The organism is Actinomadura bangladeshensis (genome assembly GCF_004348335.1).
GTDB lineage: Bacteria > Actinomycetota > Actinomycetes > Streptosporangiales > Streptosporangiaceae > Spirillospora > Spirillospora bangladeshensis.
Genome location: NZ_SMJW01000001.1, coordinates 1 through 13,076, shown reverse-complemented (window position 1 = coordinate 13,076; position 13,076 = coordinate 1). Strand labels below are relative to the sequence as shown.

Genomic DNA, 13,076 nt, shown 5'->3' with positions numbered 1-13,076 from the left:
AGGCGCTCACCACCCTCGACCGGCCCGGCCTCGAACAGCGAAGGAACGCCGATGCCTGATCAGGCTCGCTCTGCCAAGCCCAGCGTCCTGTTCGTGTGCGTGCACAACGCCGGACGCTCTCAAATGGCCGCCGCCTACCTCACCCACCTGGCAGGTGACCGGATCGACGTGCGCTCCGCCGGGTCCGCGCCGGCCGACCAGGTCAACTCGGCGGTGGTCGAGGCGATGGCGGAGGAGGGTATCGACATCTCCGCCGAGACCCCCAAGGTGCTCACCGTCGATGCCGTCCAAGATTCCGACGTGGTCATCACCATGGGATGCGGTGACACTTGCCCGGTGTTTCCCGGCAAGCGCTACCTGGACTGGACCCTCGATGACCCCGCCGGACAGGGCGTCGACGCCGTCCGCCCGATCCGCGACGAAATCCGCAAGCGCATCGAGAACCTGGTCAGCGGGCTCCTATCGGAGAAGTGAAGGAGAAAGAGCACAGCCGGGCGCCGGGGGCGTGACGTCCTCGGCAACGTGTGCTCTGCCCGGTCTGGCTGCTCCAGATCGGTCCGTTGGGGACGTACGGTGACAGCCGCGCCAGGGGGCCTCAGTTGCCGGGTGGGCAGCAGGTGTGCAGGTAGGTGCGGAGTTCGGCGAGTGACCGGTCGACCGCGGCGGAGTCGATGCGATAGAAGACCTGCTTGCCGTCCCTGCGCGAGGTGAGCAGGCCGCCTCGGCGCAGCAGCGCGAGCTGCTGCGAGGCGTTGGACTGGCCGACCCCGAGGCGCTCGGCGACCGTGCCGACGGTGAGTTCGACGCCGCCCGCGAAGAGTTCGAGCATCTGCTGCCGCTGCTCGCTGGCCAGCGCCTTGAGGAACTCGCGTGCTCCGGCGCCGAGCTGAGCGGCCGGCGCCGCCCCGCAACCGCCCGGTGCCGCAGTCGCCCTCTCGACCGGCTCGACCATCGCTGCTGGCTCCTCCCCGAGGTGTGCGCCCAGCATACGCCACATATCAATACTACATTATTTCATGAAATGTTGATATGTTCGCCCCATGCTCACCGCACCACTCGTCATCATCGGCGGCGGCCAGGCCGGTCTGGCCACCGCCCGCATCGCCCGGTCCCTCGGCTTGGAGCCCATCGTCCTGGAGGCGACAGGCCAGCCGGCCGGGTCCTGGCCCCACTACTACGACAGCCTCACTCTCTTCTCACCGGCCAGGCGCAGCGCCCTGCCCGGAGCGGAGTTCCCCGGCGATCCGGACGGCTACCCCACACGGGACGAGGTCGTGGCCTACCTGACCGACTACGCCGCCCACCTGGACGCCGACATCCGCACCGGTCACCGAGTCGAAACCGTCCTGGCCGGCAAGGACGGCACACCACCGGGGTTCGAGGTGATCACGACGAGCGGTGAGGTCTTCGCCACGCCGCTGCTGATCGCCGCGACGGGCGGATTCAGCCGCCCCCACCGCCCGGACCTGCCGGGACTGGACGGCTTCCCCGGCACGGTGCTGCACTCGTCCGACTACCGGCGTCCCGACCCGTTCACCGGCCGGCGCGTCGTGGTCGTGGGGGGCGGGAACTCGGCCGTGCAGATCGCGATCGAACTGGCCGCGGTCGCCGACGTCACGCTGGCGACCCGACACCCGCTCCGCTTCATGCCCCAGCGCGTGCTGGGCGTCGACATGCACATCTGGCTGCAGCGCACCGGACTGGACGCCGCCGGGTGGGCGCGCCCACTGCTGACGGGCGGCAAGGGCACCCCGGTGTTCGACACCGGCACCTACCGCGACGCCATCGCCACCGGCAACCCCGACCGCCGCCCGATGTTCACCCGCCTGGACGACGACCAGGTCCTCTGGAGCGACGGGACCCGCGAACACGTTGACGTGGTGCTGCTGGCCACCGGGTTCCGGCCGGGCGTGGAGTACCTCGCCCCACTGGGCGCACTCGACGATGACGGGCAGCCCCGCCACCGGGGCGGCGTCTCGGCCACGCATCCGGGACTGGGATTCGTCGGGCTGGAATGGCAGCGCTCCTTCGCCTCAGCCACCCTGCGCGGAGTTGCCGCCGACGCCCGGCACGTCCTCACCCGCCTGCGCAAGCAGACCCGCACCCCCGACGGCTCGCTGACACCGACCCCATGACCGCCTCCTGTGTCCTAGCAGCCAGAACAGTGCTGCTGTGAGCTGCACCGACACCTCACGGGCCACCGCCCACGCATTGGACTCATCACTCTGCGGGGCCGGGACCACGAGCCGGCATGGGCTGTCGGGAACCTTGTGACTTCCCCGCCGGTGGCCTCAGGTGAGCTGCGCGGAAGCCGAGCGCCGCACCGGAGGGTCAACTCTTCTCTCGTCGCTTCTTCCATTCGGCGGCGACGGCCTCGACGTGTTTGCGGATGTCATCGCTGCGATCCGCGCTGCCGTTGACGTCATGGCGCGCCTGACCGTAGTCGGCCCACAGGGCATCCCCGGCGAAGCGGAACGTTCGTTTCGGGCTGCCCGGTGTAGGCATGTCAGCCGCCCAGCTTCATGACCAGCGAGCGCAGGTGAGGTGTTGCGGCGTTCTCCTGGCCGCGCTTGCCCCACACTGCGATGTGTTCGCCGACCAGTTCGGCGAGGCTCGCACGCTCGTCGTCGCTGAGTTCAACCGTGGTCGTGGTGTCGGTCCGGCAGCCGTATGCCGTGAAGAGGATGTGTCCGACCGCCCGTTCGGCCGCGGGGGGCTTGCGGTTGCGCTGAGCATGCCAACTGGCACTGTTGTTGACGATGCCCCAACCGTGCAGGGCTTCGAGGTTGGTGAGTTCAAGCCTCATGGGGCCGGTGCCTCTCACTGCAAGGGTGTGGCCAAATTTTACGCGGCCGCCCTGCGCCTGTGGTCCACCCGTAGGGCGGGAAGCTCCTCGGACAACTCTCTCGGCTCATTCTCCGACTACGCCAGCCTCAACCCCGCGGCTTTCCGGAGGTGCGCCTCAACTGATGCGACACCCTGCCCGCCGGGCTGCTCACCGCGACCTACACCGACGGCCTCCGCCGCGACTCAACGTCCCACCAGCCACCGTCCGCTGACGATCGGCCCGATCAAGATTTCGCCGTGGTCGCACCGACGGGCAGGACCGTCTTCGCGGTCCTGCCCGTCGATGCTGTGCTCTTGGCGCGCGTTGTCAGATCGCGCGGAAGCCGTCACTGTCGATCACTGACTGATGGACGAAGATGTCGGCGGTGCCGTCATCGGGGGCGATGAACCCGATCCCTTGTCGGGGTTGAACCACTTCACGGTTCTCTGAGTCATGGGGTGTCTCCTTCGGACGGGTGCGGATCGACGCGGCTGCGTCGATCCGGGCTGCTGGCCGTCCGCCCGTCTGGAGTGGCAAATGACGAAACGCCCGCTGCTGAAGCTCCGATGTCGGAACTCCGCGGGCGTTTCCACGTCTGCGATGGCGGCCCTGGGCGGTGGCTTCCCTTCCGTGGAGACTGCCACCCTGACACCGCGCGCCAGCTACGCCGTGTACCCGCCGGTAGCCCAACCCGGGTTCTCCCGCACCAGACGAAGTACCAGCAGCCGCATCCGCCGCAGCGTCACGGAAGGCAATTGGTGCGGAAGCGCCACGGGCGGTGCACGGTCCGTGCCGGTGAACCGCACCCCGTCCCGGGCCTGCGGTTCGAGGTCGACCGGGCGGGCCGGGCGATGTTCCTCGATGTCGGCCCCGGGCCCGAGCCTGCTGGTTGCCCCGCGGGGAGACCATCCCGTACTACCACGTGCTGAAGATCCTGGTCCGCTGCGATGCCGATCTGTTCAAGCGGCGGCCCGCGCGTCCCGCCGGCGGGCGTCCGGGATGTCGGCCGAGGGAGCCGGACACTGGCTATCCGGGCCCGGTTCCTGGTCTCCGGCTGGGGCACGGTCTGGCTGCTGAGCCACCACGAATCCGAGACCGCGCTGACCAGTCTCCACCGGGCGCTGGCCGCAGCCGACGCCACTGACGCGGATGATGCAGAGGCAGATGGCGCCGATATGCAGGCCGGGATGGGCGAGTGAACCCTCCTGCCGGCACACGCCCCGCAGGAGGGAGGCATGACCACGCGAGCGGTGAGGTGGAGACCGCCAAGAGAAGCGCGCGCGGGTGAACAGGAGGCGGGTGAGGGGCTGCCCACCGCCGTGGGCGCGCCGCCGTAGTCCGCCACAACCGCTCGCGTGAACCGCGCCCGCCGATCACCGAAAACCTGTGGTGATCGAGGTAGATATTCGCGTCGGCGTGGGGTATGGTTCCTGTCATCGAAGAGGAACAAGTCCAGCAGGCGTGGCAGATGACGAACTGCCCGCACAGATGGATGACGCGGGCCGGGCGTGCCGGGGTCAACGCAGTGGAAGGGACTCCGGCAGCCGGCTCCGCGGCCGGTGGCCAACGGGCCGCCGGCAGCACGAAGGCAAGTCGCAGTACCGCAAGAAACACAAGTAACGCAGGTAGGAAGAACACGGAAGGAGGGCTTCGGCACCATCGGGATCGCCCGCAGCGCGCTCCAGTCACGCCGCGCGGGTACCGCAGCCCCACAGATTGGACGGTGGTTGACGGTCACGCATCCGCGATCCCCGCGCCTCCGCCCCAGGCGGCCGGTGCGGACGACAAACGGCCCAAGCGCCGGATAGATGGTGTTGTACCTCATGGCCCCGGCGCCGCCCTTTGGCGCCGGGGCCCCGTCGTTCCCGCATGCGTCCGGTCCGGCATGCGTTCGGCGCGGACGATTCACAACAGTACGGAAGGTTCTGTGAGAGCACCCCAGCCGGTTCAGACCGGCCCCCACTCAGCACGCCGTGACCCGCGCCCGGCCAAGCCCGGTCCGGTGCGGGGCGACTCCGGCGCCGAACCCGGCGCCGCGCTCGACGACAAGCTGGACGATGAGGATTACCCGGCCTACAGCATGGGCCGGGCCGCCGAACTCCTCGGCGTCACCCCGGGATTCCTGCGCGGACTGGACGCCGCCAAGCTGTTCGTCCCGCAACGCTCGGCCGGCGGCCACCGCCGCTACTCCCGCTACCAACTGCGCCTGGCCCAACGCGCCCGCGACCTGATCGACCAGGGCACCCCGCTGGACGCCGCCTGCCGCATCATCATTCTTCAAGACCAACTCGCCGAAGCCACACGCATCAACACACAACTCCAGCAACGCCTCGACCAAACCCCTGCCCCTGAACGGGACTGACACCGCCATACCCGCCCACACGCCCGCCGGCAACGGCGCCCTCCTGCGCCCCGGCCCGTCTCCAGATTCGGCTCGGCGTCGGGAACGCGGTGACTGCCGTGTCCGGCCCGCGCCAAGCCGACCCGCCGGTGGTGGGCGAGCTGACATGGCCACCGTTCCCGCACTGGACGATCACGTATCCCGCGCGTTGTCGGTGGATTGCCCGCCGCGGGTGGCCCTGGAGCTGTCCGGAGTGCAGTTCTGCGATTCCTCCGGCATGAACGCGTTCGTGTCGGCCGGAAACGAGCGAGGGTCCTGGGCGGGAACTGGTCCTGGTCGGCCCGACTCAGCGGGTCGCGGACTACCTGCGGACGACCGGGGTGGACCGGGCCATCACCATCGCCGCCGCTGTACCCGAGTGACAGCCCGACGCCCACAGGGCGGCGGTCCCGCAAGCGGTGAGGGCGGCCGTGATCACGGTCCACTGGCCTCATTCGCAGAAATGGTCGGTTCTGCAAGAGCGGTCGCGCCGCGCCGGGCGGCCGTGTGCGCGCAGGCCGCTTCTGGTGGGGCAGTTGTGCGTCGGTCTTCGGCGAGTTGGACCAGGCGGGCGGCGGTACCGGCGAACAGCAGTAGTCGGCGGGCGGTGGAGGGGCTGAACGGCTCGGCGTTCGGCTGTGCGAGGACGGCGAGGACTCCGTGGGCGGCCAGGGCCGTCGGGGCGGCGCTCAGCGCCACGAACGGTGTGGTGGCCAGCGAGAAGACGGTGAATGCGGTGAGCGCCACCGTGGTGATCGGCACGGGTCCGGCCGGGCTCGTCCGGGACGCTCGGATGCCGGTGCGACGCGGCCCGCCGGCGCGGTCGACCGCGGCTCGGTCGCCTTCACTTACGGGGGCACCCTGTGATGGACGGCTCGCGCGTGGCGTGTCCGGGGTGTGCCGGGGGAATGGGTCTGGAGTCCGATCGGGGGGATGAGCATGACCGGGCAGGTGGATGATCGGCCGGGCACCATTCATGATCGTTTGGTGAAGGCGATGAATTCCGGCGTTCTGGCCACCGACGAGCGTGGCCGGATCACGGCGTGGAACCCGCGGGCGCGGGAACTGCTCGGCTACACCCGCGACGAGGTGCTGGGCAGGCCGATGCACCGGCTTCTGCACCGCGACGTCGACGGGCACGTCCCTCCCGAAAAGGACTGCCGCCTCCTGGGCGGGCTGCGCACCGGCGTTCCCGATCACGGGGACGGCTACCTGTTCGCCCACCGGGACGGGCGGCTGATGATGTGCTCGTGGTCGTCCGCGCCGATCTACACCGGGGACCCGGGCCGGGCCAGACCCGCGGACCGGGCGGTGGTCGGGCTGGTCATCGTCTTCCAGGACGCCGCCGACCGGGTCGAGGCCGAGCGCGAGCGGCGCGAGCAGATGGCCCGAGTGCAGCGGGCCAATTCCCGGTTGCGGCTGGTCGCCGAGATCACGACGGTGCTGTCGTCCACACTGAACGAGCGGGAGGCACTGCGGCGGCTGGTCCGGCTCGTGGTTCCCCAGCTGGGGGACTGGGCCGAGGTCGATCTGCTGGTTCGCGACGGCCGCGTGGAGCGGGTGGCCGCGACGCACCACGAGCTGTCCGCCGCCGACATCGCCGGACTCGAGGGGCCGCTTCCGCCGCTCCCGCGCGTGCCGCGGGGACCGCTGGCCCAGGTGCTGCGCGGTGGCACGGCGGTCGTGGTCAGCGGCGAAGCCGACGTGCGCTCCGACGAACCGCTGGACGCCGCCCAGCGCGAACTCTTCCAGGTCATGGACGCCCAGAGCGCGATCATCGCCCCGCTGGCCGCCCGAGGTGAGACATACGGCGCGCTGACACTGGGCTACTCCCGCCCGGGGCACGGCTACGGGCCGGACGACCGGCTCGTCGTCGAGGACGTCGCCCGCCGCACCGGCCTTGTCCTGGCCAACGCCCGCCTGTACGCCGGGCAGCGAAACACCGCCGAGGCGATGCAGCGCAACCTCCTCACCCCTCTGCCGCAGCCTGGCGAGCTGCGGCTGGAGGCCAGGTACGTGCCCGCGGCCCGAGTCAGCTGGATCGGCGGCGACTGGTACGACGCGTTCACGCTGCCCGATGGCGCCATCGGAGTGGTCATCGGGGACATCGTGGGCCACGACCTGCAGGCGGCGGCCCGCATGGCTCAGGTCCGCAACATGCTCCGGGCCCTGGCCTGGGACACGACCGCGCCGCCCAGCACCGTGTTGGCCCGCTTGGACGGCGTCATGGCCGCCGTCAGCGACGCCGACCTGGCCACCGGCGTGTTCGGCCGCATCGAAGAGGCCTCCGGCGGGCGGTGGCGGCTGCGCTGGTGCAACGCCGGCCATCCACCGCCGCTCCTGATCACCGGTGACGGCGGCACGCATTTCCTGGACGAGCACGGAATGCTCCTCGGCGAGCCCGACCTCACCGGGACCCGTCCCGACGGCGCCCGTACCCTGCCGGCCCTGTCCACACTGCTCCTCTACACCGACGGCCTCATCGAGACCCACGACAGCGACCTGTCCGACCGTCTCACCAGCCTCCGCCGCCACGGTTCCCACCTGGCCCAGCTTCCGCTGCCCGACCTGTGCGACCAGCTCCTGGAGCGCATAGGGCCCAGTGGCGAGGACGACGTCGCGCTCCTCGCCCTCCGCATCCCCGGCTGACGGCCGCGTGGCACGCACACCCCGCTACCGGGCCGCATGCGCGCACCCCGCTACCGGGCCGCATGCGCGCACCCCGCTACCGGGCCGCAGGGTCGAAAACCGGGCCGCGGAACGGTCGGGCGATGCGCCGTCGTGAGAGCGGCGGTTCAGGGACGGGCGGTGGAAATGTCGCAGGAGGCCAGGATCTCCTCCGGCAGTGCGAAGCCGGCCCCGGCGGACGCCCTGGCCAGAGCCGCCTGCGCCGAGGCCGGATGCGTCTCGGGCGGCACGACCAGGAGCAAGAGCGGCTCCGCACGGCCGCAGGCGACCGCGACCATGTGGTCGAGGCGGGGGAGCCGGCCCACTCCGATCTCCCGGCCCAGGACGGCGATGCGAAGCGGCACGCGGTCCCAGTCGCCCACGTCGATGATCAAGCGGCCGGCGGTCATGCCCGGCCGCCCGGCCAGGGCCGTCACCAACGCGGTGAGTTCGGCCACGGCGTCGCGGGACCGGGGCCACCAGCCGCCGTCCATGACTCCGCGTCCGGCGCCGCCCGGCGTCAGCCGCAACCGCGACGCCGGCGGTGGAAGCAGAGGTGCTGGGGTCGCGGCGGTGGGGTCCGCGAGCGGGAAACTGTGGGCCATATCGGAGGCCCCAATCTCGGCCTGTCGATGGCCGGGCAGTACATCACCGAGGACGGCGCCGGCAATGCGGCCTGCGCGCGAGATGCCTTCGGCAGGACCACACTACGTCACCGGTGCCTTCGGCGGTGTCGAAGGCGTTCGGTCATCACCGGAGGGGAGTCACTGCGACGCGCGTAGACTGCGGTCATCCGGCCAAGGACGCCGTCCCGCCCGGGTCGACTCGCCATACCGGCTTTGGCAGGGAACGCCGTGCCCCTTCCGGAACGCGCCCACTGCGACCGCACAGGGGCGCCGCGGTTGTCGCCACTCGGCGATGGTCAAGAGAAGTGCAGCGAACGGCAATTGAAATCCGCAGCCCTCTGTCCGGAAGAGGCGGGAAATCGTGAGTATGATGTAGATATCCGATAAAGGCATTGTCCCTATATGGAGATGGCTTGATTGCCGGTCGGCCTGAGAAATCTCCTGCCGCATCTGCCGAGGTAGCGAGGCATCGGGTCGGTCTCGTCCCGCGCCGACAACGCACCGGGGGGCGCTGTCCGCGCCTCTCGGGAGAGGGGCGCGGCTCTGTGCGAACCACTGCCGAACGAGCACCGAGAGCCGGGCTCGACACCGGCCGGGCTCGTGTCAGGCGGTCGCCTGGACTGCGGAGTCCGGCCGGCGGAGCGGCTCGGGCGGCGCGGCACATCTCGACGGTGAACCGGTTGAACTCCGGAGCCTTCATCTCCTCGGCCAGCAGCAGCGGCTCACGGGCGAGGGCCTCGACCGGCACCGCGTCCAAGTCGGCGCCTCCACGTGACATGCCCCTAGAGGGGTTCGCTGGACCAGCTCCAGACGCCTCCCTCGTGTCGTGGGCGCACGAGTTGTGCGCCGCTGGAGTCGGCGAGCTCGGCGACGGTCTGGATCAGCCGGCGGTGGAAGTCGTCGGGCGGGTGGGCGCCGGACGAGCCTTCCAGCAGGGTCACACTGACCTTGGCGTCGTCGCGCAGTTGCGCGGTCAGCCTTCCGGCCCCGTCCAGCCGGAGCATCACGATCGCATCGGCGCGGACCAGGTCATGGCCCCCGCCGGCCTCGATCCAGACCTGGTGCATGTTCCCGCTCACCGGCCCCATCTCCTCGGCTCCAGGCTGTCCGTCAGGCCCTACCACCCAACATAAAGGGCCCGGCATCACCTCGTCGCGGGCGCGGTGACGATCGTCACCGCATGCTGAGGCAGGCCGCGGCCGCACTCGGCGGCGTCCAGACCGGCCCCGCACCCGCCGGCGGGCCCGCTGGCGTGCCCATCAGTCCGAACGGACCGGTGCCCGCTGCGGGCACCGGCGAGATCATCAGCGGCTACACGGCGTCACTCACCTTGGGCGCAGGCCAGGTCTGCACCGACCCGGGTCGCTAAGGCGAACGCCGGCCGGCCCGCCGCCGTCTCGGCGACCGGGGGGTCAGCTCGGGCGCACGAGCATGAGGGCGGTGGCCTCGACGATGTGGTCGCCCGCGGCGTCCACCGCCACCCAGCGGTAGTGCTGGATGATCTTGCCGCTTCCCGTTTCACGGGACTCGCCGGGTGTGAGTTCGACGTGCAGCGTCGTCCCCGCCTCGAGCATCTTCAGGAAGCGCACCTCGCGCAGCTCGATCAGGGCGATGGCGTGGTCGAGCAGCCCCGACTGCTCTACCAGCCCGCCCATCAGCAGCAGGACGCCCTGCCCCGGCATCGGCGCGCGGGCGCCCTCGGCCCGTTCCCGGAGGCCGGGGTTGAACAGCGGGTGCGTGTAGCCGCCGAGGCCGACGAGCCCGTCGATGAGGGGCTGGGTCACGTGCACCGGCGGCGTGCTGGACGTCTCGCCGGACGATGCGGCCGTCATCGCGTGTTCCAGACGGGGCGGCGCTTCTCCACGTAGGCCCGGTAGCCCTCGTCGGCGTCCGCGACCTCCTCGTGGAAGCGGGTGAACAGCTCGCGCTCGAGGCGCAGCCCCTCGTCCAGCGTCGCGTCCGGGGCGGCGTTCAGGAGCCGCTTGATGATCGCGGTCACCGCGCGGGAGCGGTCGCCGAGCGCGTCGGTGAGGCGGGTGACCTCGTCCATCAGCTCCGCAGGCGGGACGCTGGAGAGCGCGAGGCCCCAGTCGACCATCTCGGGTCCGGTCAGCCAGCGGCCGGCGAGGAGCAGCGCGCGGGCGCGCTGGTCCCCGAGCTTGCGCGGGGCGCGCTGGGACGCGCCCGCGCCGGGCACGATCCCGAAGTCGCTGTGCGTGTCGCCGACCTTGGCGTCGTCGGCGGCGATGACGAAGTCGCAGGCCAGCAGCAGCTCGAAGCCGCCCGCGCGAGCCAGGCCGTTGATCGCGGCGACGCTCGGCAGCGGACACGCCTCCAGCCGGTCGAGGAACGCGTGGAGGCGGCGGATGAACGGCAGGAAGACCCCGGGCGGGTCGGCGAAGCACTCGCCGAGGAAGCCGATGTCCATCCCGACGCAGAAGGCCCGGCCGGTCCCGGTGATCACCAACGAGGAGAGCGAGTCGTCCCGCTCGGCGGCGTCGAGGGCGGCGTTCAGGCCGTCGAGCGTCTCCGGGGACAGGCTGTTCATCCGCTCGGGGCTGTTGAGCGTGATGGTCATGACCGAACCGGTCACCTTCGTATCGACCCGGGTCATGAGCGTGCGGCTCCTTCTGTGTCGGTGAGGTCGCGGACGAACTCCAGCAGCGCCGAGGCGTAGCGGTCCGGGGCGCGCAGGTGCGGTTGCCCGGCCAGGCCGGGCAGGACGACGAGCCGGGCATCGCGTGCCAGCTCCAGCGCGAGCGGGTCCTTGGGGGCGAGCATGTCGGACTCGGCGCCGAGCAGGAGGACCGGCACGTCCACCGCCGCGAGTGCGTCGGACGGGTCGTACCGGAACGCCGCACGGTAGCCCCATTCGTAGTGCTCGGCGACGCGCATCAACTCCGTCACGGCCAGGTGCAGCATGTCCTGCGGGACGTCCGCCCCCCAGATGCGGAGGTAGCGTTCGACGGCCCAGCCGAACTGGGAGCCCGTGCCGTCGATCGGCGCGCCGGGCGTCCAGTCCGCGAGGAAGCCGGCCCGTTCGGCCGGGTCGAACAGCGGGACGCCGCTCAGCACCAGTCCCGATGCGGGCAGGTGCGCGGAGGCCGCGATCGCGAGGGACGCGCCGGTGTGGACACCGCCGAGAACGGGACGCTCCAGTCCGATCCCGGCGGCCGCCTGTGCGAGCATCCGCGCGTAGTCGGGGATCTCGAAGCCGGGTCCCGGCGGTGGATCGGACGCGCCGTAGCCGGGGGTGTCGAAGGCCACGGCCCGGGCGGACAGACCGAGCACGGGCAGTACCTCCTCGTAGACCCGGGAGGACAGAGGCGACTCGTGGAACAGCCCGATCCACGGGCCGGAGTCACCGTTGATCCTGTAATGGACCTGTCCCCAGTCCGTGTCGGCGTAGCCGCCCTTCGTCGCCGTTGAGACGGTCCTCATAGGGCGCTCGCCTTGACCAGGAGCCGTGCGCCGTCGTCGGCCGCGATCGAGGGGCCGCCGAGCCCCGCCGGGATGTTGATCAGCGAGCAGGGCTCCAGGGGCGCGCCGTCGGCGGTGACCGTGCCCTCGGTCACAACCAGGAACCGCTCGTGGGCGGCGGCCGGGACGGGCCGCGCCCATCCGGCGGGCAGGTCGACGAGCACCGAGACACCGGCGGCGGCCGCGTTGCTGCTCAGCACCTTGGACCGCAGGCCGGGGACGCCGGGCTCGGCGAGCCGGGTCAGTGTGTCGTCGTGGTCGCGCCACACCATGAAGCGGCTCTCCTTCCGGCGCACGTAGCCGCGCGGGCCGATCGGGTCCGACGTGCCGGGGCGGACGTGGCGTCCCGCCTCCTCGTCGGGGCGCACCACCCGGGAGACGCGGTCGCTCCCTTCGGGCGACGACTCGCCCTCCATCATCAGGAGGCACTCGAAACCCTCGTCGGACGAGGCCGAATGCACCCAGCCGGGGGGACGCCAGAAGTAGTCGCCTGCCTGGAGTTCTCCTTCGGCGGTGAGCCTCACCCGCCCGCCGAGGAACAGGGCCTCCTCCACACTGTCGTGGTACGCCTCGGACAGGTCGCGGTAGCCGGGGTCGGTCCGGACGTGGTCGATGCGGCGGGACGTCGCCGGGTCGTTCCAGAGGGACCGCATCCAGTACTTCGAGAGCAGTTCGCCGATGCGGTCCGGGTCCCCGAGGTTCTCCCGGAACGCCGGCTCCATCGAGTCGTACGCCTCCCGCCCGTTCACCCACGGCATGGCGGGACCGTCGACGATCGTGACCTCACCCGACATGCGGAACTCCTTCGGCGGAAATACATCAGACATAAAGGTAGCCTGTCGTTGTGAGCTAGTGTCAAGGGCTACTGCCCTGGTCGTAGGTGCTTGACATGGCGATCGCGATACATCAGATTTATAGCTAGCTGGGAAGGGGGGAGCGTGCTCGGTACGAGGCCGTTCGAGGAGAGCCCGGAACGCGGCGATCTGCGGGACATGGTCGGTTCGCTGCTCGCCAGGGAGCTGCCCCCAGACCGGGCGCTCGCCCTCGACCGCGAGGGGCTGTTCGCCGCCGGCGCCTGGACGGCGCTCGGCAGGGC

15 protein-coding genes are annotated in these 13,076 nt (G+C 70.9%); 4 read left to right on the top strand and 11 right to left on the bottom strand.

Translation table 11 applies throughout. The features are described from left to right. Positions 1–51: 51 nt before the first annotated feature. The gene (locus E1284_RS00065) at positions 52–474 is read left to right on the top strand and encodes an arsenate reductase ArsC (protein ID WP_131935805.1); all 423 of its coding nucleotides are present in this window, start codon (positions 52–54) and stop codon (positions 472–474) included. 121 nt (positions 475–595) lie between these two features. Here the strand turns inward: E1284_RS00065 and E1284_RS00060 are convergent, their stop codons facing one another. Further along, the gene (locus E1284_RS00060) at positions 596–952 is read right to left on the bottom strand and encodes an ArsR/SmtB family transcription factor (protein WP_131935804.1); all 357 of its coding nucleotides are present in this window, start codon (positions 950–952) and stop codon (positions 596–598) included. Between the two features lie 88 nt (positions 953–1,040). Between E1284_RS00060 and E1284_RS00055 the strand changes: the two genes are divergently transcribed. Next, positions 1,041–2,135 carry a flavin-containing monooxygenase gene (locus tag E1284_RS00055; RefSeq protein ID WP_131935803.1) on the top strand — a complete coding sequence of 365 codons (1,095 nt, stop codon included), beginning with the start codon at positions 1,041–1,043 and terminating at the stop codon, positions 2,133–2,135. A 196-nt stretch (positions 2,136–2,331) separates the two neighbouring features. Here E1284_RS00055 and E1284_RS41115 read toward each other — a convergent pair whose 3' ends face one another. The 3 genes from E1284_RS41115 to E1284_RS44240 form a co-directional block, all read right to left on the bottom strand. After that, the gene (locus E1284_RS41115) at positions 2,332–2,505 is read right to left on the bottom strand and encodes a hypothetical protein (protein ID WP_165965056.1); all 174 of its coding nucleotides are present in this window, start codon (positions 2,503–2,505) and stop codon (positions 2,332–2,334) included. A gap of 1 nt (position 2,506) precedes the next feature. Further along, entirely contained in the window at positions 2,507–2,806 is a 300-nt protein-coding gene (locus tag E1284_RS00050) for a hypothetical protein (protein WP_131935802.1), read from the bottom strand. Positions 2,807–3,154: 348 nt separating this feature from the next. Then, the gene (locus tag E1284_RS44240) at positions 3,155–3,736 is read right to left on the bottom strand and encodes a cold shock domain-containing protein (RefSeq protein ID WP_243714163.1); all 582 of its coding nucleotides are present in this window, start codon (positions 3,734–3,736) and stop codon (positions 3,155–3,157) included. A gap of 1,171 nt (positions 3,737–4,907) precedes the next feature. Here E1284_RS44240 and E1284_RS42320 point away from each other — a divergent pair. Further along, positions 4,908–5,189 carry a MerR family transcriptional regulator gene (locus E1284_RS42320; protein WP_207923466.1) on the top strand — a complete coding sequence of 94 codons (282 nt, stop codon included), beginning with the start codon at positions 4,908–4,910 and terminating at the stop codon, positions 5,187–5,189. Positions 5,190–5,642: 453 nt separating this feature from the next. On the opposite strand, the gene E1284_RS00035 is transcribed toward E1284_RS42320, so the two are convergent. Further along, complete coding sequence (locus E1284_RS00035) at positions 5,643–5,969, bottom strand: hypothetical protein (RefSeq protein ID WP_131935800.1); 327 nt, start codon at positions 5,967–5,969, stop codon at positions 5,643–5,645. 225 nt (positions 5,970–6,194) lie between these two features. On the opposite strand from E1284_RS00035, the gene E1284_RS00030 reads away from it, so the two are divergent. After that, complete coding sequence (locus tag E1284_RS00030) at positions 6,195–7,856, top strand: SpoIIE family protein phosphatase (protein ID WP_165965055.1); 1,662 nt, start codon at positions 6,195–6,197, stop codon at positions 7,854–7,856. A 146-nt stretch (positions 7,857–8,002) separates the two neighbouring features. Here E1284_RS00030 and E1284_RS00025 read toward each other — a convergent pair whose 3' ends face one another. The 6 genes from E1284_RS00025 to E1284_RS41110 form a co-directional block, all read right to left on the bottom strand. Beyond that, entirely contained in the window at positions 8,003–8,479 is a 477-nt protein-coding gene (locus E1284_RS00025; RefSeq protein WP_279433004.1) for a DUF5994 family protein, read from the bottom strand. Positions 8,480–9,282: 803 nt separating this feature from the next. Then, positions 9,283–9,579 carry a hypothetical protein gene (locus tag E1284_RS00020; RefSeq protein ID WP_131935797.1) on the bottom strand — a complete coding sequence of 99 codons (297 nt, stop codon included), beginning with the start codon at positions 9,577–9,579 and terminating at the stop codon, positions 9,283–9,285. 333 nt (positions 9,580–9,912) lie between these two features. Then, on the bottom strand, positions 9,913–10,332 hold the full coding sequence (locus E1284_RS00015) for a MaoC family dehydratase (RefSeq protein ID WP_131935796.1): 420 nt from the start codon (positions 10,330–10,332) through the stop codon (positions 9,913–9,915). Next, the gene (locus E1284_RS00010; RefSeq protein ID WP_131935795.1) at positions 10,329–11,114 is read right to left on the bottom strand and encodes an enoyl-CoA hydratase/isomerase family protein; all 786 of its coding nucleotides are present in this window, start codon (positions 11,112–11,114) and stop codon (positions 10,329–10,331) included. Before E1284_RS00010 ends, E1284_RS00015 begins: the two co-directional genes overlap by 4 nt. Then, positions 11,111–11,941, bottom strand: a complete 831-nt coding sequence (locus E1284_RS00005; RefSeq protein WP_165965053.1) for an alpha/beta fold hydrolase — start codon at positions 11,939–11,941, stop codon at positions 11,111–11,113. The genes E1284_RS00010 and E1284_RS00005 overlap by 4 nt, the downstream gene beginning before the upstream one ends. After that, the gene (locus E1284_RS41110; protein ID WP_165965052.1) at positions 11,938–12,774 is read right to left on the bottom strand and encodes a hypothetical protein; all 837 of its coding nucleotides are present in this window, start codon (positions 12,772–12,774) and stop codon (positions 11,938–11,940) included. Before E1284_RS41110 ends, E1284_RS00005 begins: the two co-directional genes overlap by 4 nt. Positions 12,775–13,076 lie beyond the last annotated feature (302 nt).